Here is a 22,421-nt window from a genome sequence, read left to right on the forward strand (position 1 = left end):
CTTATTGTGTCAAGCCTTATTTTTCAGGGCCTTTCACGTTGTCATCCCGACAGGTTTGTGTGTTTGTCGTGACAACGGAAGCGCATTATAGGGAGTTTTATGGTTCTGACAATAGTTTTTTTTAATTTTTTTTCTGTTCGTGTTTTTTTTCCTCAAAACGAGGTAATAACCAGCAGAAAGACTGTTTTTAAAGCGTTTTATCACACGATATTTGCAAAAATTTTTCAGAAAAATGATCTACCTGTTCCCAATCAGTGTATTCAACTTCTTTTGTAGTATCTGTTTCTCCTCCGGTTATTCGCATAATGAACTGAATCATGATGCGATCCAACCAACGATAACGTGGATAAAGTAGCGCTCCCGCGAAAACTCCGCATAAATCAGGTTGCCACGGACTCTTTATTAAAAACTTACGTACATAAGCGTTCGTTTCTGGTGTTCTTTTTTCTGGGTTCCTCGCCGTTAAATTGACACCAAAGAAAGCCGTTGGCATTTGGTTCAATTGTTTTTGATGGCGGATGACAAAATCATGCAATACAGAATTGAAACGACCATAACGTATCGACGCCCCTACCATTACTTTTTGGTAAGGCGTCAAATTGATTTGTTTCACTGTAGAAAGATCTCTTAACTCACATTTAATACCAGCACGACGGAGGTTCTCTGCAATACGGGTAATAATTTTTTTGGTCTGCCCATCTTGGGTAGAATAGAGCAACAAATAACGCATAAATACGTCCTTATTAAACAGAGGATCACATATAAACACTATTCACGCCAAAATGTAGGGGTAAATAGCACCAATAATGTGAACACTTCCAAACGTCCAAATAACATAGTGACAACCAATATCCATTTAGCCGCAGGGTTCATAGTTGTAAAGTTGTCAGCAACGACTCCCAATCCTGGCCCCAAGTTATTCAATGTTGCGGCGATGGCAGAAAAAGCAGAAAATTCATCAACCCCTGTTGCGATCAATAACAACATACTAACGACAAAAACCAATGCGTAAGCAGAGAAAAAACCCCATACTGCTTCAATAATTCGTTCCGGTAATGCTCGTCGTCCCAATTTAATGGTATATACCGCATTCGGGTGTACTAACCGCTTTAATTCACGAGATCCTTGCAGGAATAGCAACAAAATACGGATAACTTTGAGACCACCACCCGTCGAACCCGCACATCCCCCTATAAAGGCAGAACATAACAGCAAAAAAGGCAAAAACAGGGGCCAATTGGCAAAAGAATCCGTTGTAAACCCCGCCGTTGTCGCCATAGAGACAACTTGAAAAAAAGCATGATTCAAAGATTCCCATTCTGATTCATAAACGGAATGTTGCCATAATATCAACATACAGATTGCCAATAGTGACAACTGAATAGTAATGAACATCCGAAATTCTGGATCACGCCAGTACACTTTCAAGCTTCGTCCAGAAAGAACTGCAAAATGCAAACCAAAATTACAGCCCGAAATCAATAAGAAAATGGCAATAATCGTGTTAATGGCCGGGCTATTGAAAAAACCGATACTAGCATCATGGGTAGAAAACCCACCAATAGCGATGGTAGAAAAGCTATGAGAAATTGCATCGAATACCGACATTCCCGCGGCCCACAATGCCAGCGCACAGGCAATTGTTAACAAGACATAAATCAGCCAAAGCGTTTTTGCCGTTTCTGCAATACGAGGACGCATTTTATTGTCTTTCAACGGCCCCGGCATTTCTGCACGATAAAGCTGCATTCCCCCAACACCAAGCAAAGGTAAGATCGCCACAGCCAGAACGATAATTCCCATGCCGCCTAACCATTGCAACATTTGTCGATAGAACAAAATAGCCTTGGGAAGGGAATCAAGGCCAACAAGCGTCGTCGCCCCAGTTGTCGTCAAGCCAGAAAATGATTCAAAAAAGGCATCTGTGACTGAAAGATTGGGTTTTTCAGAGAAAATAAATGGCAATGCCCCCACACTTCCCAACACAGTCCAAAATAGGACAACAATCAAAAAGCCCTCTTTCGGCTTGAGTTCAGATTTTTGTTCACGATTAGGTATCCATAACATTAAACCAATGACGAGAGCAAAGATGAATGTCTGGCTGAATGCCCTGCCTGCGCCATCTCGATAGATCAATGCTACCAATCCCGGAATAATCATTGTGACAGAGAAAAGAATGACAAGTAGTCCAACAATACGGGTTATGGCACGAAAATGCATTCGGCTGGTTCCTTAGAAATCCGGTATGAAGAAATAATTATGATTTTGGTGTTAAGAACTTGGCGTTAAAAATAAAGCACCACGGCTCAAGTCCCGTAATTTATCACCTATCTCACCAACAAGCGCAGTTGGCAACGAGACTTGTAACGTAATATTTTCAGCATAATCACTGGCGATCACTTGCCCAGAGAATTGATGTAACAACTGTTCTACCATTGAAATATGTGCATACTCACACTGTAACTGGTATAACTTCTGCGGTACTTTGTATTCGGTTTGCAACAACTTCAAAGCTTGCTGTACACCATTGCCATAGGCTTTTACTAAACCACCCGTACCAAGTTTTATGCCACCAAAATAGCGAACAGATACAGCGGTAATTTCCCCCAGACCACTTCCTATTAACTGAGCAATCATTGGCTTGCCAGCGGTTCCAGTAGGCTCGCCATCATCAGAAAATCCTAACTTTTGGGAATCATCCGGCGCACCTGCCACAAAAGCCCAGCAATGATGCCGAGCATCTGGATATTGCTCTTTGATGCTTTGGATAAATAACTTAGCTTCGTCCACCCCGCTGGTGTGCTCCAGCAGGGTAATGAAACGACTCTTTTTTATTTCTTCAGTAAAGCTGACTGAAGCCGCTGGAATTAAATAAGGCTTCATTACGATAATTGTAATTCTCTGGTCATATTTTCAATTTTTCCATCGTGAATAACGATGTTATCTTCAATACGAATACCACCATAAGTTTTCAACATATCGATTTTTTTCCAATCGAAATGTTGGCGATATTCGCTTTCACGCCACTGCGCTAATAAAGTTTCAATGAAATAGATCCCAGGTTCAATGGTCAAAACCATTCTTGGCTCCAGAATACGGGTACAGCGCAAATAAGGATGCATCTCTGGGGCTGCCAGATGAGCCCCTCTATCATCTTGCATAAACCCAGCAGCATCATGCACCTGCAACCCCAGAGGATGACCGAGTCCGTGTGGGAAAAATGGTGTCGTCAATCCTGTCTCAACCATACCTTCTTCACTGATTCCATGAACAATATCATGTTTTTTCAATATCCTGGCTATGCGTTTATGCATATTAACATGGTAATCAGTATACCGAACTCCCGTTTTAATTGTGCCGATGATCGCCTGCTGTTCTTCATTCAGATCCTTTATCAGTGAAGCGAAATCGTTATTAGGTTTTGCTGCATAGGTTCTAGTAATATCCGCTGCATAACCATGATATTCCGCTCCAGCATCAATCAAGAAACTGCGTATTTCCGAAGGAACCCTCTGCTGTAATTTGTTATAGTGCAAAACAGCCGTATTTTCATTCAAGGCAACAATATTATCATAAGGAACATCGGTATCACGGTGTCCGGTTGCCATCAAATAGAACATATTGATTTCAAATTCGCTCACACCAGACAAAAATGCATCATAGGCTGCCAGATGACCATTGACGGCGGTTTTCTGGGCTTCACGCATACAAATCAATTCGTAATCTGTTTTGTATGAACGATGATAATTCAAATAATCCAAAACAGCTTTTGGGTTGATATTGTGATCAAGAATACCCAAAGATTTAGCACATTCAGTTTGTTCACCAATATAAGCTGCATTCTGTTTTGCTAATCCATTCAGTTTTGTGTTGATATCTTCAGCAGTTGCCAAATGAATCATTTCTATTTCGTCAGTCCAATAGCCATTGGGCAAGGGATCTATGCTATGCCAGTAATCTACAGGTGAATAAAACCAGAGCTTAGGTTTATTGACTCCATCAATCCACAACCAGCAATTAGGCACTTTGGTCACAGGTACCCAAGCCTTAAAGTGTGCATTGACCTTAAACGGATAATGGCTGTCATCGAGAAAAACCCGTAATGATTCACCTGAGTGAATAAGCAAGGCGTCAAGCTGAGTTCGTTCTAAGATTTCTCGGGCACGTTTTTGTAAGGTTTTAATATGTTCTTGGTACAGAGATGCCAACTTTTCCATCTTAATTAGCCTTTTGATTTTTTGGCAGGAGCTTAAATATTATCACAATTCATTATGGGAGGAGCTATCACGTGAAAAACCCTCTTTCTAAAATTAAGCTAATATATTTATATTTTTCAAAACACTAACTAAATATATTGCTCCCTGCCATAAATCTTACCTGTGATCCGCCCTACAAAAAATTAATCATCGGTTTGCATTAAATTAACACAGTAATCACAATCAACCTCATCTGGTCATACCAGATGGTATGCACTCATTGAGGAGAATGACATGCTCTACCTAAGTGAAACTATTCAAGTAAAATGGCTGAAAGATGGCATTGCTGAACTCATTTTCAATGCACCGGCTGCAATTAACAAATTAGATACAAAAACGGTTACTTCACTGGATAAAGCCGTTTCCACCCTTGAGCAAGAGACTAATTTAAAAGGGTTGATGCTACGCTCTGAAAAGCAAGCCTTTATTGTTGGCGCAGACATTACAGAATTTTTATCGTTATTCAGTGCGCCAGCAGAAAAACTGCACGAATTGCTGGATCTTGCCAACAATATCTTTAACCGCATAGAAGATCTCCCTGTTCCGACTATCTCTGTTATCAATGGCTACGCCCTTGGCGGTGGATGTGAATTGGTACTTTCAACAGATTTTCGTATCGCATCCCCAGATCTTCGTATCGGATTACCAGAAACTAAACTGGGCATTATGCCGGGATTTGGTGGTTCTGTTCGCCTGCCACGCTTGATTGGTACAGACAATGCTCTCGAAATTATTTCCGCAGGAAAAGATATTGGTGCTGAAGAAGCGCTGAAAAATGGCTTGGTTGATGCCGTAGTTTCTGCCGAAAAACTGGTTGATTCTGCCGTTTCAGTTCTGGAACAAGCTATTCGAGGAGACTTGGATTGGCAAGCCGCCCGTCAGCCTAAACTAATGCCTCTGACTCTCAATGAGATCGAGCGTACCATGAGTTTCACCGTAGCAAAAGGTATGGTAATGAAGGTTGCTGGCCCTCATTATCCGGCACCAATCACTGCGGTAAAAACCATTGAAAAAGCGGCTACACTAGGTCGTGATGAAGCCTTAAAACTAGAATCCACCAGTTTTGTATCATTAGCACACACCTCTGTCGCCCGTGCTTTAGTCGGCATCTTCCTGAATGAGCAATATGTTAAAGGGCTGGCGAAAAAATACCTGCAAACTGTCACAACCCCTGAACATGCGGCTGTACTGGGTGCTGGGATCATGGGTGGAGGTATTGCCTATCAATCAGCGCGCAAGGGTATTCCTGTCTTGATGAAAGATATCAATCAAAAAGCGCTGGATTTAGGTATCAATGAAGCAGCCAAATTGCTAAATAAACAATTTGAACGTGGACGCTTAGATGCCATGAAGATGGCTAAAATTCTGGCATCCATTCATCCAACCCTGAATTATGCTGGTATTGAGCAAACCCAACTTGTTGTTGAAGCTGTAGTTGAAAATCCCAAGATTAAAGCTGCGGTTCTGGCAGAAACAGAATCACATATCAGCAATGACTGCATTCTGGCTTCTAATACCTCCACAATCCCAATCACTGAATTAGCAAAATCGTTAAAACGCCCGGAAAACTTCTGTGGTATGCATTTCTTCAACCCAGTACATCGTATGCCGTTAGTTGAAATCATTCGCGGCGAAAAAACGTCAGAAAAGACTATTGCAAGCGTTGTCGCCTATGCCAGTAAAATGGGTAAAACACCGATTGTCGTTAACGACTGCCCTGGTTTCTTTGTAAACCGCGTATTGTTCCCTTATCTGGCGGGTTTTGGCATGTTGCTGCGTGATGGTGGTGATTTCCGCCAAATCGACAAAATCATGGAAAAAGAATTTGGTTGGCCAATGGGCCCTGCTTATCTCATTGATGTTGTCGGTATTGACACCGCTCACCATGCACAAGCTGTCATGGCTCAGGGTTTTCCTGACCGCATGAGCCGCGATTATCGGGATGCCATTGATGTGCTATTTGAAAATCAACGTTATGGTCAGAAAAATGGCGTTGGTTTCTATAAATATACCCAAGATAAAAAAGGCAAACCGAAAAAAGAGCTGGATGATACTACCGATCAGTTACTGGCAAACATTAGCAAACCGAAACATACTTTCTCAGGCGAAGAGATCATTGCCAGGACCATGATCCCAATGATTAACGAAGTTGTTCGCTGCTTAGAAGAAGGTGTCATTGCCAGCCCAGCAGAAGCAGATATGGCACTGGTATATGGCCTGGGTTTCCCTCCATTCCACGGTGGTGTTTTCCGTTACCTGGATACCATGGGAACCACAGCCTACGTGAAAATGGCAGAAAGCTATGCTCACTTGGGCGCACTCTATCACATCCCTGCTGGCCTGAAAGTAAAATCCGAAGGCAATGAAAGTTACTACCCTGCACCAGCAGAAATTGCTGTTAATCCAGGTGAAAAAGCGTGAGGTCTGAAAACATGGAAAACGTAGTTATTATTGATGGTATCCGTACCCCAATGGGGCGCTCAAAAGGTGGTGTATTCCGTCAGGTCCGTGCCGAAGATCTCTCCGCACATCTGATGAAGTCAATACTCAAGCGCAATCCTGCCGTTAAGCCTGAAGATATTGATGATATCTCTTGGGGATGCGTGCAACAAACGCTGGAACAAGGGTTCAATATTGCCCGTAACTCTGCCTTACTGGCAGGTATTCCTCATTCAGTCCCCGCGGTAACCGTTAACCGCCTCTGCGGTTCTTCAATGCAATCCCTGCACGATGGTGCCCGCATGATTATGACTGGTGATGCCAATATTGTTATGGTCGGCGGTGTTGAACATATGGGGCATGTTCCCATGACACACGGTGTCGATTTTCATTCCAAATTAAGCCGTAACGTTGCCAAGGCAGCGGGTATTATGGGATTAACAGCAGAAATGCTGGCTAAAATGCACAATATTAGTCGCTCAATGCAAGATGAGTTTGCCCTACGTTCTCATCGACGTGCAGCGGAAGCGACTGAATCCAAGGCCTTTACCAGTGAAATTGTCCCCATATATGGGCATGATGCTAATGGGAGTATGAAACTCGTCGATTTTGATGAAGTAATCCGTCCAGAAACTAACCTAAAAGATTTGGCTGCCCTGCGTCCTGTTTTTGATCCAGTCACTGGCAGTGTGACAGCGGGTAACTCATCAGCACTTTCCGATGGCGCCTCTGCCATGCTGATCATGAGCGAAAGCAAAGCTAAAGAGTTAGGATTAAAACCTCGTGCTCGTATCCGTTCAACGGCAGTTGTTGGTTGTGATCCTTCTATCATGGGTTATGGGCCTGTGCCTGCAACACAAATGGCTTTGAAAAAAGCTGGATTAAGTCTTGCGGATATTGGCGTCATGGAACTAAACGAAGCATTCGCTGCACAATCCTTGGCTTGCATAAAAGGGTTGAATCTGCTGGATAGTATGGATGACAGAATAAATCTGAATGGTGGCGCTATTGCTCTCGGTCATCCATTGGGATGCTCTGGTACTCGCATTACGACTACCCTGCTTAACTTGATGGAACGTAAAGACGTTCAGTTCGGGTTATCAACCATGTGCATCGGGTTAGGCCAAGGTATAGCCACGATTATTGAAAGAGTATAGCCATGAAAACTTGGCTATAAAACATAGCTGATGATTGAAATTTATGGCTTTTAAAAATTAACGTTTTCCCTTGTCTGTCTTATCTATTGCATCACTCTAGTACGTTGTTGCCGTAGTTTCCCCGCCTGTCAGGGGCGGGTTTTTTTATTTTTGTCGTCTTATTTTTTATCGGCAAATGGCTCAAATAAACTCAAATGCATCCCCATACATGTGCTCTATGGATGCATCACGTTCACTACAGAACCGCTCACGAGCAATTTTAGCCATCTCAAAGCGACCAGCAATGTAGATATCATGGTTTGCCAGACTGCCGAAATCTTCCAAAACCGCACTCAGAACTGTGCCCGTTCTTCCGAGCCAGTACTCATCAACTTGTTCAACCACAGGAACAACAGTCAAATTAGGATAGTACTCACTCAATGATTGCAGCGCCCCCAAATCATAAAGGTGTTGCAATTCTCGTCCTCCCCAATAGATGGAAATTTCACGATTAGGATTTTTTTCCAATGCAGCCAGTAAGATAGAACGCGTATATGAGAATCCCGTTCCACCGGCAATCAATAACATCGGGTTTTCGCTGTCTTCACGAAACCATGCCTGACCATACGGAATATCAATATCAATAACTTTCTGGTCCAGAATCCTATCCATTACTGCCATCGCATAGAGATTTAGCTCAGAAGCACCAATATGCAACTCAATTATCTGTTTTTCTGATGGCGGCGATGCCATGGAGAAAGGACGCTTATCCCTTTCATCCATAATCACCATTAAATATTGTCCTGCACGGAAAGAAAAAGGCGAATCAGGTAATAAACGAACCCGATAAACTGTATCTGTAATGGAGTCAACCGATGTTACTTTACAGCTTAATATTGTCATGCGTTCCCTCTTATCGCTTCAAAATATCTAATTGATCCCAAATTTCATCGACACGAGCCCGAATCTCATCGCTCATCACTATCGGGCGCCCCCATTCCCTTTGTGTCTCTCCTGGCCATTTATTCGTTGCATCTAATCCCATTTTTGAGCCTAACCCAGAAACAGGCGATGCAAAATCGAGATAGTCAATGGGTGTATTTTCCATTAAAACAGTATCTCTCTGCGGGTCCATTCGCGTTGTTATCGCCCAGATAACATCATTCCAATCTCGCGCATTGATATCATCATCACAAACGATAACAAATTTTGTGTACATAAATTGTCTCAGATATGACCAAACTCCCATCATTACTCGCTTGGCATGGCCTGCATACTGTTTTTTCATTGTAACGACCGCGAGTCGATAAGAGCAGCCCTCTGGCGGCAAGTAAAAATCCACAATTTCAGGAAATTGTTTTTGTAATATTGGCACCAAGACTTCATTCAACGCAACCCCTAGCACCGCAGGTTCATCCGGCGGACGCCCAGTGTAAGTAGAATGATAGATAGCATCACGACGTTGGGTAATATGGGTAATCGTAAATACTGGAAACATATCTACTTCATTGTAATAGCCGGTATGATCACCATATGGCCCTTCTGGTGCCATTTCGTCAGGATCAATATAGCCTTCAAGGATAATTTCAGCGCTGGCAGGCACTTCCAGATCATTGGATATACATTTGACGACTTCCGTTTTATACCCACGCAATAATCCCGCAAACGCATATTCAGACAAGGTATCAGGAATTGGGGTGACCGCCCCCAATATCGTGGCAGGATCGGCACCCAACGCAACGGATACAGGGAAACGTTCCCCCGGATGAGACTGACACCATTCCTGAAAATCAAGCGCACCACCACGATGTGATAACCAACGCATAATCAGTTTGTTTTTTCCCAATACCTGTTGACGGTAGATACCTAAGTTTTGGCGCTCTTTATTAGGCCCCTTAGTCACCGTCAATCCCCAGGTAATCAGGGGAGCGGCATCTTCCGGCCAACAATGCATGACTGGAATACGGGTCAGATCCACCTCATCTCCTGCCCAAATCTGTTCCTGACAAGGCGCAGAGCTAAGGCGTTTGGTTGGCATATTCAAAACTTGTTTGAATTTAGGCAACTTATCGACCAAATCACGGAAGCCTTTTGGTGGCTCAGGCTCTTTAAGGAAAGCCAATAGCTTCCCAACATCATGCAGTGCCTTAACATCATGCTGCCCCATTCCCATGGCAACGCGCTTAGGTGTCCCAAACAAATTGCACAACACAGGCATCGAATATCCCTTAGGATTTTCAAATAATAGAGCAGGGCCACCGGCACGAAGAGTACGATCTGCGATTTCAGTCATTTCCAGGTATGGGTCAACTTCCATACGAATTCGTTTTAATTCACCCGATTGTTCCAACAAGGAAAGAAAGTCTCTTAGATCGCGATATTTCATATTGTTCATTCGTGCCGATTTTCAAGGAGGGAAAGCCATTATAATCCCTCCCATGAGGGTTACAAGGAAAACTCATAACCTGCTAAAAAACAATGGATTTAGTGCAATAACTAATATATGGACTTTTACTGAAAATAAGTACGGTAGAATATAAAAAAATACGACTTACACTTTAAATAACGTCTATTTTTACTGATGACCCTTTAGCACTGGTTTTGTTATGCTAGACATTCTACGCAATGGAGTCGAAATATTATGGGAAATTGGTATCTTCTTTACTGTAAACGTGGGCAAATATCTCGGGCAATAGAGAACTTAGAGCGACAGGACGTAATTTGCTTAACACCTACAGCCAAAATTGAAAAAATCATTCGAGGTAAACGAACCACGGTTACTGAACCACTGTTTCCCAATTACCTGTTTGTTCACTTTGATCCTGAACTTATTCATACCACTACTATTAACTCAACACGTGGTGTAAATCATTTCGTTCGGTTCAGCACTTATCCTACCATTGTTCCACAGACGTTAATTGATGAATTAATGTCTGTTACCGAGCAAGAATATATTGCACCTGAAACCCCAATTACTGGTGATACTGTCTTGATCACTGAGGGAATTTTCGAAGGCATTCAAGCAATTTATAACGAGCCAAATGGGGAAACCCGTTCCATTCTCTTGCTGAATATTCTCAATAAAGAAGTTTCTAAAGTTTTAGATAATAAACATTTCATCAAAGTTTAATCAGAAAACGGGCAAAGTTGCCCGTCTTTATATATTCAAGCGATTACAGTAATCAGGATTTTTGTTCATGCAGCCACTGCGCTACACGCTTGGCAAAATAGGTCAAAACACCATCTGCTCCCGCCCTTTTGAAGCACAATAGTGATTCCATAATTGCTGGCTGCTCTTTTAACCAACCATTTTGAATAGCCGCCACATGCATAGCATATTCACCAGAAACTTGATAAGCAAATGTCGGCACACCGAAAGTATCTTTCACCCGGCGGATCACGTCCAAATACGGCATACCCGGTTTAACCATGACGCTATCAGCACCTTCTTGCAAGTCCTGTGCAATTTCCTGCAACGCTTCATCACTGTTTGCCGGATCCATTTGATAAGTCATCTTATTACCACCTTTCAAGTTACCGCTGGAACCAATCGCATCCCTAAATGGCCCATAGTAACAAGAGGCATATTTGGCAGAATAAGCCATAATTTGGGTATTGATATAATTATCCATTTCAAGCTGCTTGCGAATAGCACCAATACGGCCATCCATCATATCGCTTGGCGCGACAATCTCAGCACCAGCCTCTGCATGGGACAATGCCTGCTTAACCAAAATATCTCTGGTAATGTCATTGATAACATAACCATCCTGATCAATAACACCATCCTGCCCGTGAGTAGTAAATGGATCGAGTGCCACATCCGTCAAAAGGCCCAGTTCAGGCACAGCATCTTTCAGGGCGCGAACAGAACGCTGAATCAAGCCGTTTGGATTATAGGCTTCTTTCGCATCCAACGATTTCTTGTCTGCTTCAATGGCTGGAAACAGAGACAAAACAGGAATACCCAGTCGGGCAATCTCTTCTGCTTCTTTCAGCAAAAGATCGATTGTCAGACGATACACTCCTGGCATTGAAGACACTTCCTGACGCTGATTCGTTCCTTCCATAACAAATACAGGATAAATCAGATCATTAACAGTAAGTTGATTTTCAGCAAATAAGCGGCGGGAAAAATCATGACGGCGCATACGGCGCATACGACGACCGGGAAATGCCCCCGGAAATACATAGCTCATATTGTTCTCCTAATGTAAAACCCAGCGACAAAGCGCTGGGTTAATAGTCATCACTTCATAATAATGATGTTAACACCATCAATTAGTTCGCGATAATTATGAATGCTCGGCGTCAGATTATTTTTTAAAATTGTCGCCAATATCACTGTCTGATTTATCTTCTGGATTGATTAAATTACGGCGTCCCCATTTGCCAACATAGAACTGCGAAAGCAAAATTCCCAGTTCAAATAATAAATACATGGGAACCGCTAACAGAGTCTGTGAGAAAACATCAGGTGGTGTTAACAACATACCAACCACAAACGCCCCAACTAAAATATAAGGACGTTTTCTTTTTAGTGATTCTGGCGTCACTACTCCACTCCAACACAACAAAATAATGGCAATAGGTATTTCAAATGAAACGCCAAAAGCCATAAACAGCGCCATGACAAAGCTTAGGTAGTTACTGATATCCGTCGAGATAACAACCCCTGTGGGCACGGTATTGATAAAGAAACCAAACGCAATGGGAAAAACAACAAAATATGCGAATGCCATTCCCAGATAAAACAATATGCTACTGGAAAACAGCAGGGGCATAATCAAACGGCGTTCGTGCTTATACAGTGCCGGTGCAATAAATGCCCATACTTGATAAAGGATCATCGGTGCCGAAACAAAGATAGACACCATAATGGTCAGTTTAATTGGTGTAAAAAAAGGTGACGCAACATCTGTTGCAATCATATTAGCGCCTTTAGGTAATTGTTCCATTAAGGGCGCTGCAATAAGCCGATAAATATCATTGGAAAAATAAACTAATGCCAGAAACACTATCAGCACAGTAATTAGGCTATTTAAAATCCGCTTACGTAGTTCAATCAAGTGACTGATAAGAGGTTGGGTATTATCCACAGACATGTTTCAGTGTTCGCCATTTGCTTGTTCAAGAGATTTTTTTTTCTGCTGCTCTGGTCTTGTGCTCGGTTGCTCTGCAATGACTGGTTCTGCACTGACCTGTTCTGAATTCGAGTGCCTTGCAACCGATTGGGACTCAGAAGAATGAAAATGCGTTTCGTCTTCCTCTAACTCTCTCATTTCATCCGGTTTCAACTGATAGGTATTTTTCAATGATTCAGCCGCTTGCTTTAGCTCCTCCATTGATGCTTTCAATTCTGGCGAAAGTGATTGCAGATCGGCTTTTTCTTCCATTTTCTTCAGAGTATCCTGAAGCTCTTGCAATTTCAGTTCCTGGGCAAGCTCATTCTGGACATTAGCCGCCAGAGAGCGCAATGTCCGAATCCAGCCAGCCACTGTTTTTACTGCAACAGGCAGACGTTCCGGCCCCAGAACAACCAAGCCAATGATCATCACTAACAGTAGTTCACTAAAACCAATGTCAAACACGGTTTATACCTGCTCTTTGTCTTTACTTTTATTCTCTGAATGTTCAGATTGTGCAGCCATGGACTTTTCAGTGAGATTTCTTGTTTCGAACTCAGCATCCTGGCTCATTTTTTCCGGCTGCTGTGGTTTTTCATCATCATTCATTGCCTTTTTAAAGCCCTTTATTGATTCACCCAAGTCTGAACCCAATGTACGAAGCTTATTAGTACCAAATATCAGTACAACAATGACAGCTATGATGAGCAATTGCCAAATACTTATACCACCCATACTGACCTACCTCTATTCATCAGAATATTACTAGTGATTTAATTATAAACGACGAACCCGATGTTCAAAAATAACGCAATCATACAAGGATCGTGGTAAAATTACCTTGATTTAATCTCCATCATTACTGAATTATTGATGCTTGCTTAAATGACGCCAGCCTAATCCCCATGATGCAATTCCGATACCTATCATCCCCCACGCCAGATGTTTCTGATCTATGATGAGAAACAAACTACCACAGATAAAGAGAGTTGCACCTATCCCCAATAAATAAAGAGATTTGCGCTGCCTGAGTTGTTGATCCCTGAATTGTTGCGATATCTGATCAATGCTGCTCTGCAAACGTCGATGCTGCTGGAGAGTGCCATATACCAGCTCTGGAAGCTCTGGTAACTTTTCCGCCCAATAAGGTGCCTTTTCTTTAAAGGCACGCACAATAGCGGGAAGCCCAACCTGATCATGTAGCCAATCTTCCAGAAAAGGTTTTGCTGTTTTCCACAGATCAAGCTGAGGATAAAGTTGGCGCCCCAAACCTTCAACATACAACAGCGTTTTTTGCAGCAGAACCAACTGGGGTTGCACTGTCATGTTAAAACGACGAGCGGTATTGAAAAGATTTAGCAGAACATGCCCAAATGAGATTTCAGCCAGTGGTTTTTCAAAAATCGGTTCACAAACGGTACGGATGGCAAATTCGAAATCTTCCACATTGGTATCTGCCGGCACCCAGCCAGAATCAACATGCAGTTCAGCGACCCGACGATAATCACGATTGAAGAAAGCAATGAAATTCTCAGCCAGATAGCGTTTATCATCTTTATTCAAAGAGCCAACAATACCGTAATCGATACCGATATAAGTAGGATCTTCCGGTTTGTCATAACTGACGAAAATATTACCGGGATGCATATCCGCATGGAAAAAGCTGTCGCGAAATACTTGGGTGAAGAATACCTGAACTCCACGTTCAGCCAATACTTCCATATTGGTGTTCTGCGCCTTTAAAGCAGCAACATCTGACACGGGAATGCCATAAATTCGCTCCATCACCAAAACATTTTCCCGGCAATAGTCGGGATAGACTTCCGGCACATAGAGCATTGGACTATCTTCAAAATTACGCCGCAATTGAATTGCGTTTGCAGTTTCACGCAATAAATTTAGTTCATCAAGCAGGGTTTTCTCATATTCTCTTACAACTTCACGGGGACGAAGACGACGACCCTCTGGTAAAAGGGGAACCAAATTTGCCAAACGATACATTAACCGTACGTCAGCTTTAATTACCGGCAGAATATCTGGGCGGATCACCTTCAGGACAACTTCTCTACCATTCTCTTTCAACCGAGCAGTATGTACCTGAGCGATAGAAGCGGAAGCCAGTGGTTGTGGATCAAAATCCTCAAACCATGTTTCCAGCGAGCCCTCTAAAGCCGTTTCAATCGATTTTCGTGCCACTGTGCCATCAAAGGAAACCACCCGATCTTGTAACATCGAAAGTTGATCTGCAATCGCAGGCGGGAATAGGTCACGACGCGTGGAGAGCATCTGGCCAAATTTGATCCACACGGGGCCGAGTTCTTGTAATGCTAAACGCAAACGTTCGCCGAGAGGTTTATCCTTATGCTTGTTAGGTATCCAAAACAGGAAATAACGCCCAAAACGCAACGGCCATGTCAAGCGAATATTGGGGATAAGCTCATCCAACCCGTAAGAAAGAAAAACTCGGATGATAAAGTAAAGTCGTCTAATTTCACTGGGTGTCATGTTTTTCCTCCAGTGCCGCCAACCGTTTTTCGAGTTGGTTCATCTGATTGGCAACGGCATTAACTTCTTCACTGAAATAAGCCACTTCCAACGCACTGGGAACCATTTCCCATTCTTCCGTCAATGATTCGGTGAAATATGTTTTCTTCCTTGCAATGGTATTGCTGGCAAATTCAAAACTTTTCTTCATCATCCGGGTAATACCTTCCGCGACAATATCACCAACATAAGGGGAAAGGTAATGTGCAGGGTCCCACTCTGACATATCCAGCAAAGCTGACCATTGTTGAATCACCTGCATATCCCCTTCAATGATAATTTCACCGCTGTTAATCAAGCTTGAAAGGCACTGACGATCCTGTAGCTTAAGTAATGCAGGGAACGTTGCTTTCATCGAGCAATCCACAGGTTCTGACCATTGGCTCAAAACATCCACTCGTTTCTCACTGAATATCAGTATCAAGGGTGTTTCGATTTCTTTCAGTTTAATGGACAGTATTTTACCTGCCAGTCTCAAGCGGACAGGTTTTAATACAGCTTCACGATATAACAGGTGATTCAGGGTTGTTTCCAGAAAGGCCGTCAATACCGGAAATAACACCTTATCCTTTGATACCGCAGAACTCATACTATGGCTTGATAAGGATGTTTCCATCTCAGAATTTGAACCCTTTGTGCAATGCAACGATCCCACCAGTCATGTTGGTATAATAAACCTGGTCAAAGCCTGCATCTTCCATCATACCTTTTAAGGTTTCCTGATCAGGATGCATACGGATGGATTCTGTCAGATAACGGTAACTGTCCGCATCTTTCACAACCATCTGACCAATTCGGGGCAGAATATGGAATGAATAAACATCATAAACCTTACTTAATGGTGCCAGTACAGGTTTGGAAAACTCCAGCACCAACAAACGTCCACCTGGCTTAAGTACCCGATACATGGAGCGTAGCGCTTTTTCTTTATCCGTAACATTACGCAAGCCAAAGGAAATGGTAATACAGTCAAAATGGTTATCTGGGAAAGGCAGTTCTTCAGCATTGGCTTGAACATAATTGACATTGCCTACGATACCGATATCGCGTAATTTTTCGCGTCCAACTTTCAACATTGAGTCATTGATATCCGCCAAAACAACCTGACCTTTTTCCCCCACCATTCGGGAGAATTTTGCGGTTAGATCGCCTGTCCCACCAGCGAGATCAAGCACCTTATGACCACGGCGAACACCACTTGACTCAATAGTGAAACGTTTCCAGATACGGTGAATGCCAAATGACATTAAATCATTCATTAAGTCATATTTCGAGGCCACAGAGTGAAATACCTCTGCCACCATCTCTTTTTTTTGTTCTTTGGCTACGGTGCGGAAACCAAAATCAGTGGTTTCTTTTGATTGATCTGCCATGTTATTTGTCCGCTTTTTATTCAAAAAAATTTATAGCCAGTGTACCAGCCTTTCCAACAAAACCCTATTCAGACTTCACTCATTCACCTGCAACGATTGGAAAGATTTATCAATCAACTGTGAATCAATAGGACGCTTCACATCCACGCCTAAATCGCGAAATCCTTCGGCCTGACTAATTAAGTTGCCTCTGCCCTCAACAAGCTTTTTCATTGCGAAATGGTAACTCGCCTGTGCTTTATTAAGGCTTTGCCCCAATCCTTGCATATCATCCACAAACAACCGCATTTTGTCATACATTCTGGCGGCTTTATCAGCAATCAGACGTGCATTTTGGCTTTGATATTCATAACGCCACAAGTTATTGATAGTACGAACAGCAACCAGCAAAGTTGATGGGCTAACCAGCATAATATTATGTTTCAACGCTTCATCAAGTAATTCTGGTGCCTGATTGAGTGCCACCAAATAAGCAGGTTCTACAGGAATAAACATCAAAACATAATCCAGTGATCGCAATCCGGGTAATTGTTGATAATCTTTTCTGCTCAAGCCGCGAATATGTCCTCTGATGGAATTGATATGTTCCTGTAATGCTTGCACCTGCTGTTCTTCACTATCACTGTTGAAATAACGTTCATAAGCAACCAGAGACATTTTTGCATCAATAATGACATCTTTTCCCTGCGGCAGATGTACGATCACATCAGGTTGAAAACGCTCGCTGTTTTCAGTCTTAATATTGACTTGTGTATCGAATTCATATCCCTCACGCAAGCCAGAAGCTTCCAAAACCCGAGCCAATACCATCTCTCCCCAATTTCCCTGTATTTTATTGTCTCCTTTCAGGGCCTTTGTGAGATTGATGGCTTCTTTTGCCATTTGTGCATTAAGTTGCTGAAGATTACGAATTTCATGAGCCAAGGTATGGCGCTCACGAGCTTCTTGCCCAAAACTGTCTTGTACCTGACGGCGGAATCCCTCAAGTTGTTCACGAAATGGTATCAGAAGATTATTGAGATTTTGGCGATGATATTCATCGGTACGGCGTTGATTCTGCTCAAAGATACGATTGGCAAGATTTTCAAATTGGATACTTAATCGCTGCTCACTGTTGATCAATAAACGCTGCTTTTCCTCCGCAGCTAGTCTGGTTTCTTCAAGACGCGTGCTCAATTCTCGCAACTCGGCTTCCTGCACGCTATTAATTTCTCGTTGAGCCAGTAACTTTTGGTTTAGTTGATCGCATTCAATACGCCAATAGTGGGATTGTTCCAACTTTTCATGGCTGACAGCCAATTGGCTATATAATTCACGCAGTTCCTGCCCTTTTTGCTGGATTCTCTGCTGAACAGAAAGCCAGACGAAGACCCCTCCGCCCAGCAATCCACCTAAACCACCGATCAGCATGTATAACCACTGGATATCCACCTATACACCCTCGCTAACACTATTTTTTGCTAACGCTATTCTTTGTTAACCCTATTCTTCATTGGCTCTATTACCGATAAATTTCAGTTAACTTTTCTGAGTCACTCGCCTCAATGTAAGTTAAATAGATGCTGTATAGATGTCCAGAGTATTTAATTGCTTTCTTTCAGTTTGCAAAGCAGCTCGCAATTACCCCATCCACTCTTTACCCCATCCATTCAGCCAACCAACGCAGGCCAAATGCTCCTGGTGCTAAGATACCGAATGCCCAAATCAATGCAGAAGCTAAGTTAGCGAGCTGAAAATGACGTTTTGGCATGGCACAAATTCCGGCCACCAGAGGTACAACAGCTCTCAACGGACCAAAAAAACGCCCAATGAAAATGCCCCATACTCCCCATCGGTCAAAGAAACGATGTCCGCGAACCAAAGTTTGAGGATGGCGAGAAAGCGGCCACATCTTGCCGACATCTTCTTTGTAATGGAAACCAAACCAGTAAGAAACCCAATCACCAAAGAAAGCGCCGGCGGCTGCGGCTATCCATATTGGCCAGAAGGTTAACCCACTTTCACCAATCAATGCGCCTAATCCCAACAAAATAATCGTTGCTGGTAACAATAGGGAAATAAATGCCAACGATTCACCAAATGCCAATAAGAAAATGATGGGAATAGCCCAAATTTCATGGGTTTTTACGAAGTTTATGACCAGTTCGATAATTTCATGCAGGCTCACATTAATCTTTCCTGTGTTATCAATGGGATATTATAGGTTAGCCCTGAACAATCCACCCAATGCTAACCTGATATTTTTATTCAAGAAAATAAGCTTGTAGTTTTTCGCGCGCAGCGATATTGAGTCCGATATCTTTTTCCAGCCAAATATCTACACTGCCATAATGCTGGTTAATGCTATCGAGTGTGGTCAGTAAAAACTCTTCCCTCACTGAATAAACATAGGCAAATTTTTCGACCATACTTTCATTCATCATTTTTGCGTGTTCACCCAATAAATAGTCTCGGTATGGGGCTAACGTGACATTGGTCAACAAATAATCTTCCATTACCGTATCCAGATCCGCACCCAATGCGAATAAAACCAGTGCAGAGCCCACTCCTGTCCTGTCTTTACCAACCGCGCAATGTTGCACAATGCCGCCTTTCTTTGGTTGCAGCAATAATGTCGCTAACGTCTTATACGCTGGATTGTTAATGGGTAACAATTCATATAAGCGAGACATAAATGTTTTCGCGTCGAATTGCTCCAGTATTTCCTTGTCTAGCTTATCCAGATTAGCATCGACTTCTTTGGAAAGAGGATTGGCAGGAGCATGGTAATAATGCGCCCCATGCCATATTCGATCGGGTTTATCCATAATTTCGCTGTTATCACGATAATCAATGATCTGCAAAAGGTTTTGATCCACTAAAAAAGCCTGATCGTTTTCTGTCAGTCTGTCCAGTGAACCAGAACGAAATAACAATCCAGGTTTAATCCTGGTGCCGTTGTTCAGTGTTTTATTACCCAAATCACGAAAATTAATGCCACCATGCAAAGGAAGTAGTGAAGGATGAGATAGAAATGTTGTGGTCATAGTCACTCTTGTTGCGATTAAAAAATAGTTAATAGAACAAACTATCTATTAGTACAAAATGCTATGACATTAGCAAATTTTAAAATGAAGGGAAGAAAAGATCGCACAAACGATAGGGTCAGAATGTTCTGACCCTCGATGAAAGGCATTACAGCAGGCGACGGGCAGCCTCCACAACTATCCCCAGCGCATTGCTTTCCGTTTTCTTCAGTAATTCAGCATCTGGGATTTCCTGTTGGGTACGGTTAACAATCACACCCGCTACCATACCAGCACGCAGCCCCTGACTTGCACACATGGTCAGCAATGTTGCTGATTCCATTTCAAAGTTCATTACGCCCATTTCTTGCCACTCTTTCATCGAACCCTGGAAACGACGAACGACACGGCCAGAATAAGTATCGTAACGTTCCTGTCCTGGATAGAAGGTATCGGAAGATGCAGTAATGCCAACATGGGTAACAGAACCCGATGCTTTTGCTGCTTCATACAAGGCATTTGTGCACTCAAAATCAGCAACCGCAGGGAACTCCATTGGGGCAAAGTGCAAGCTGGCACCATCCAGACGAACCGCGGCAGTCGTAACTAATACATCCCCTACATTGATATGTGCCTGAATTGCCCCAGTTGTTCCAATGCGCAGGAAAGTACGTACTCCCAACTGTGCCAATTCCTCTACAGCAATCGACGTTGAAGGACCGCCAATGCCTGTAGAGCAGACAACCACGGACTTTCCGTCGATTTCTGCACGCCAGGTTGTAAATTCACGGTGGGAAGCCAAATGTACTGGGTTATCCATCAGGCGCGCAATTTTCTCAACACGGTTAGGATCGCCGGGTACAATCGCCAGAGTTGCGCCTTGCAGGTCGCTTTTGGTGATACCTAAGTGAAACACATCAGACATATCAGACTCCTCAGCGGACATGATTCAAAATATGAATACCTAAATTTAGTCACTACTCTGACATTTTTTCGTGATTTAAATCATCTTTAATTGATCTAAATAAGAAACACATACATATATTTGTGATAATTATCACATTTAAAAGGTGGCGCCCTCTACAGAGCGCTATCACTATTCACATAAGCCATCACATAAAAAGTGACATGACAAGATTAAGAAGCAGTACACCACACAATCCGATCCCCCATGCAATTGTGGTGGGAATCGACCAGACGATAACCTGCTGCCTCGCACTTTTAATGCCCATCATCCGGTTAACCACCCAGAAAAAACAATCATTGAAGTAACTGAAAAACAGTGTACCCATCATCGCAGCTTGAGCCGCTACCAACATATTAACATCCGGTATCTGTTTTATAACCGGCGCAGAAATAGAAGCCGCAGTTATCATTGCCACTGTACCAGAGCCTTGAATTATGCGTATAAGCGTTGCAATGATAAATGGAATCAGAACAGGTGTTATAGGCAGGCTGGCAATATAATGCGCTAATATCGTCCCTGTTGAGCCTTCGTTCAACACTGCGCCTAATGCTCCTCCCGTTCCTGACACCAACAAAATAATGCCTACCGTTTTTAACCCTGTTTCCAGATGTTCAATCACTTCATGCTTACTGACGTTTGGCATTAAGGTATAAACCGCCAGTAATACACTGATTGCTAACGCAATAATGGGTGATCCTAGAAAATCAAAAATCTGAAAATAGAAAGCGTTCTCCTTACCAGCAAACTCATCAGTTCTCAGTATCATTCCATTAATTACACCAATAAAAATCAGGACAATTGGCACAACGATAGGTAAAAGAGAAAGAAATAGGCTTGGAAGTGATTTTTGCTCTTTTTCATCCATATAACGCTGATGTGCTTGTTGCAAATTTTCTGCATTTTCTTCTGTATCATCAAGCTGATATTCAGGATATTTAATCTCCAACCACTTTGCATAGCAGGTAATCCCAATGACACAGGGCACCGCCAGTATCATACCAGCCAGCATCATTTGGCCGATACTCACCCCGAATATTCCGGCGACACCAAGCGGCCCTGGTGTTGGGGGAACGATATGGTGAGTTACCACTAACCCTCCCGCCAAAGCAACCCCAAGGGACAATACATTGCGTTTACCCTTCTTCGCCAATGCTTTCACCAGCGGATAGAGGATCACAAAAGCCGAATTCACAAATATGGGGATACTGACAATATAACCGGTAATCGCCAAAGCCCACTCTTCGCGCCTTTTACCCAACCATTTAATCAAGCTATAAGCGATCTGTTCTGTTGCTCCCGAGATTTCTAATATCCTCCCCATCATGCATCCCAATCCAATCACGATACCGATGTTGCCTAATGTCGAACCAAATCCTTTAGCGATCACTTCAACGATATTATTCATAGACAAACCGCCTGATATTCCAGCGATTATTGCCGCAATTAGCATAGCAATAAGGACATGAACGCGAGTCCGCAAGACCAGAAAAACCAGCGTAAATACCGCCACTCCCAACCCAATAATTGGAATATAAAACTCCATCACAAAACCTCATTAAAAATGGATAAATTGGA

21 protein-coding genes are annotated in these 22,421 nt (G+C 42.8%); 3 read left to right on the forward strand and 18 right to left on the reverse strand.

Annotation, left to right across the window (positions count from 1 at the left end; translation table 11 throughout):
* Positions 1-187: 187 nt before the first annotated feature.
* The 4 genes from hemG to pepQ are packed head-to-tail and all read right to left on the reverse strand — an operon-like array spanning position 188 to position 4,217.
* Positions 188-730, reverse strand: a complete 543-nt coding sequence (gene hemG, locus Xentx_RS13605) for a menaquinone-dependent protoporphyrinogen IX dehydrogenase (RefSeq protein ID WP_074020769.1) — start codon at positions 728-730, stop codon at positions 188-190.
* Positions 731-768: 38 nt separating this feature from the next.
* Positions 769-2,220, reverse strand: a complete 1,452-nt coding sequence (gene trkH / locus Xentx_RS13610) for a Trk system potassium transporter TrkH (protein ID WP_074020770.1) — start codon at positions 2,218-2,220, stop codon at positions 769-771.
* 51 nt (positions 2,221-2,271) lie between these two features.
* Complete coding sequence (locus tag Xentx_RS13615; protein WP_074020771.1) at positions 2,272-2,883, reverse strand: IMPACT family protein; 612 nt, start codon at positions 2,881-2,883, stop codon at positions 2,272-2,274.
* Positions 2,883-4,217: a Xaa-Pro dipeptidase gene (gene pepQ / locus Xentx_RS13620; protein ID WP_074020772.1), complete on the reverse strand. Its 1,335-nt coding sequence runs from the start codon at positions 4,215-4,217 to the stop codon at positions 2,883-2,885. Before pepQ ends, Xentx_RS13615 begins: the two co-directional genes overlap by 1 nt.
* 273 nt (positions 4,218-4,490) lie before the next feature.
* Between pepQ and fadB the strand changes: the two genes are divergently transcribed.
* Positions 4,491-6,677: a fatty acid oxidation complex subunit alpha FadB gene (gene fadB, locus Xentx_RS13625; protein ID WP_074020773.1), complete on the forward strand. Its 2,187-nt coding sequence runs from the start codon at positions 4,491-4,493 to the stop codon at positions 6,675-6,677.
* A gap of 11 nt (positions 6,678-6,688) precedes the next feature.
* The gene (gene fadA, locus Xentx_RS13630; RefSeq protein ID WP_074020824.1) at positions 6,689-7,852 is read left to right on the forward strand and encodes an acetyl-CoA C-acyltransferase FadA; all 1,164 of its coding nucleotides are present in this window, start codon (positions 6,689-6,691) and stop codon (positions 7,850-7,852) included.
* Between the two features lie 180 nt (positions 7,853-8,032).
* On the opposite strand, the gene fre is transcribed toward fadA, so the two are convergent.
* Together fre and ubiD are read right to left on the reverse strand one after the other, a co-directional pair.
* Positions 8,033-8,734 carry an NAD(P)H-flavin reductase gene (gene fre / locus Xentx_RS13635; RefSeq protein WP_074020774.1) on the reverse strand — a complete coding sequence of 234 codons (702 nt, stop codon included), beginning with the start codon at positions 8,732-8,734 and terminating at the stop codon, positions 8,033-8,035.
* Between the two features lie 10 nt (positions 8,735-8,744).
* Positions 8,745-10,217 (reverse strand): 4-hydroxy-3-polyprenylbenzoate decarboxylase, encoded by a 1,473-nt coding sequence (ubiD, locus tag Xentx_RS13640; protein WP_074020775.1) that lies wholly within the window; start codon positions 10,215-10,217, stop codon positions 8,745-8,747.
* Between the two features lie 255 nt (positions 10,218-10,472).
* On the opposite strand from ubiD, the gene rfaH reads away from it, so the two are divergent.
* Positions 10,473-10,961 carry a transcription/translation regulatory transformer protein RfaH gene (gene rfaH, locus Xentx_RS13645; RefSeq protein WP_074020776.1) on the forward strand — a complete coding sequence of 163 codons (489 nt, stop codon included), beginning with the start codon at positions 10,473-10,475 and terminating at the stop codon, positions 10,959-10,961.
* Positions 10,962-11,013: 52 nt separating this feature from the next.
* Here the strand turns inward: rfaH and hemB are convergent, their stop codons facing one another.
* From hemB to Xentx_RS13705, 12 genes are all read right to left on the reverse strand, one after another.
* A complete protein-coding gene (gene hemB, locus Xentx_RS13650) occupies positions 11,014-12,030 on the reverse strand; it encodes a porphobilinogen synthase (RefSeq protein WP_074020777.1) in 1,017 nt (338 codons plus the stop codon).
* Between the two features lie 117 nt (positions 12,031-12,147).
* Positions 12,148-12,936 (reverse strand): Sec-independent protein translocase subunit TatC, encoded by a 789-nt coding sequence (gene tatC, locus Xentx_RS13655; protein ID WP_074020778.1) that lies wholly within the window; start codon positions 12,934-12,936, stop codon positions 12,148-12,150.
* A gap of 3 nt (positions 12,937-12,939) precedes the next feature.
* Complete coding sequence (gene tatB, locus Xentx_RS13660; protein ID WP_074020779.1) at positions 12,940-13,422, reverse strand: Sec-independent protein translocase protein TatB; 483 nt, start codon at positions 13,420-13,422, stop codon at positions 12,940-12,942.
* Between the two features lie 3 nt (positions 13,423-13,425).
* Positions 13,426-13,692, reverse strand: coding sequence for a Sec-independent protein translocase subunit TatA (gene tatA, locus Xentx_RS13665; RefSeq protein WP_074020780.1), 267 nt, complete (start codon positions 13,690-13,692; stop codon positions 13,426-13,428).
* Between the two features lie 132 nt (positions 13,693-13,824).
* Positions 13,825-15,462, reverse strand: coding sequence for a ubiquinone biosynthesis regulatory protein kinase UbiB (gene ubiB, locus Xentx_RS13670; RefSeq protein ID WP_074020781.1), 1,638 nt, complete (start codon positions 15,460-15,462; stop codon positions 13,825-13,827).
* Positions 15,449-16,117, reverse strand: coding sequence for a ubiquinone biosynthesis accessory factor UbiJ (locus Xentx_RS13675; RefSeq protein WP_074020782.1), 669 nt, complete (start codon positions 16,115-16,117; stop codon positions 15,449-15,451). Before Xentx_RS13675 ends, ubiB begins: the two co-directional genes overlap by 14 nt.
* A 1-nt stretch (position 16,118) precedes the next feature.
* The gene (gene ubiE, locus Xentx_RS13680; protein WP_074020783.1) at positions 16,119-16,874 is read right to left on the reverse strand and encodes a bifunctional demethylmenaquinone methyltransferase/2-methoxy-6-polyprenyl-1,4-benzoquinol methylase UbiE; all 756 of its coding nucleotides are present in this window, start codon (positions 16,872-16,874) and stop codon (positions 16,119-16,121) included.
* 75 nt (positions 16,875-16,949) lie between these two features.
* Entirely contained in the window at positions 16,950-18,305 is a 1,356-nt protein-coding gene (gene rmuC / locus Xentx_RS13685; protein ID WP_074020784.1) for a DNA recombination protein RmuC, read from the reverse strand.
* Positions 18,306-18,510: 205 nt separating this feature from the next.
* Complete coding sequence (locus tag Xentx_RS13690; RefSeq protein WP_074020785.1) at positions 18,511-19,041, reverse strand: DedA family protein; 531 nt, start codon at positions 19,039-19,041, stop codon at positions 18,511-18,513.
* Positions 19,042-19,117: 76 nt separating this feature from the next.
* Entirely contained in the window at positions 19,118-19,900 is a 783-nt protein-coding gene (locus Xentx_RS13695; protein ID WP_074020786.1) for a tyrosine-protein phosphatase, read from the reverse strand.
* A 148-nt stretch (positions 19,901-20,048) separates the two neighbouring features.
* The gene (gene udp / locus Xentx_RS13700; RefSeq protein WP_074020787.1) at positions 20,049-20,804 is read right to left on the reverse strand and encodes a uridine phosphorylase; all 756 of its coding nucleotides are present in this window, start codon (positions 20,802-20,804) and stop codon (positions 20,049-20,051) included.
* Positions 20,805-20,991: 187 nt separating this feature from the next.
* Complete coding sequence (locus Xentx_RS13705; protein ID WP_074020788.1) at positions 20,992-22,389, reverse strand: GntP family permease; 1,398 nt, start codon at positions 22,387-22,389, stop codon at positions 20,992-20,994.
* Positions 22,390-22,421: the final 32 nt, after the last annotated feature.

Origin of the sequence: Xenorhabdus thuongxuanensis (genome assembly GCF_001908095.1) — a bacterium.
GTDB lineage: Bacteria > Pseudomonadota > Gammaproteobacteria > Enterobacterales > Enterobacteriaceae > Xenorhabdus > Xenorhabdus thuongxuanensis.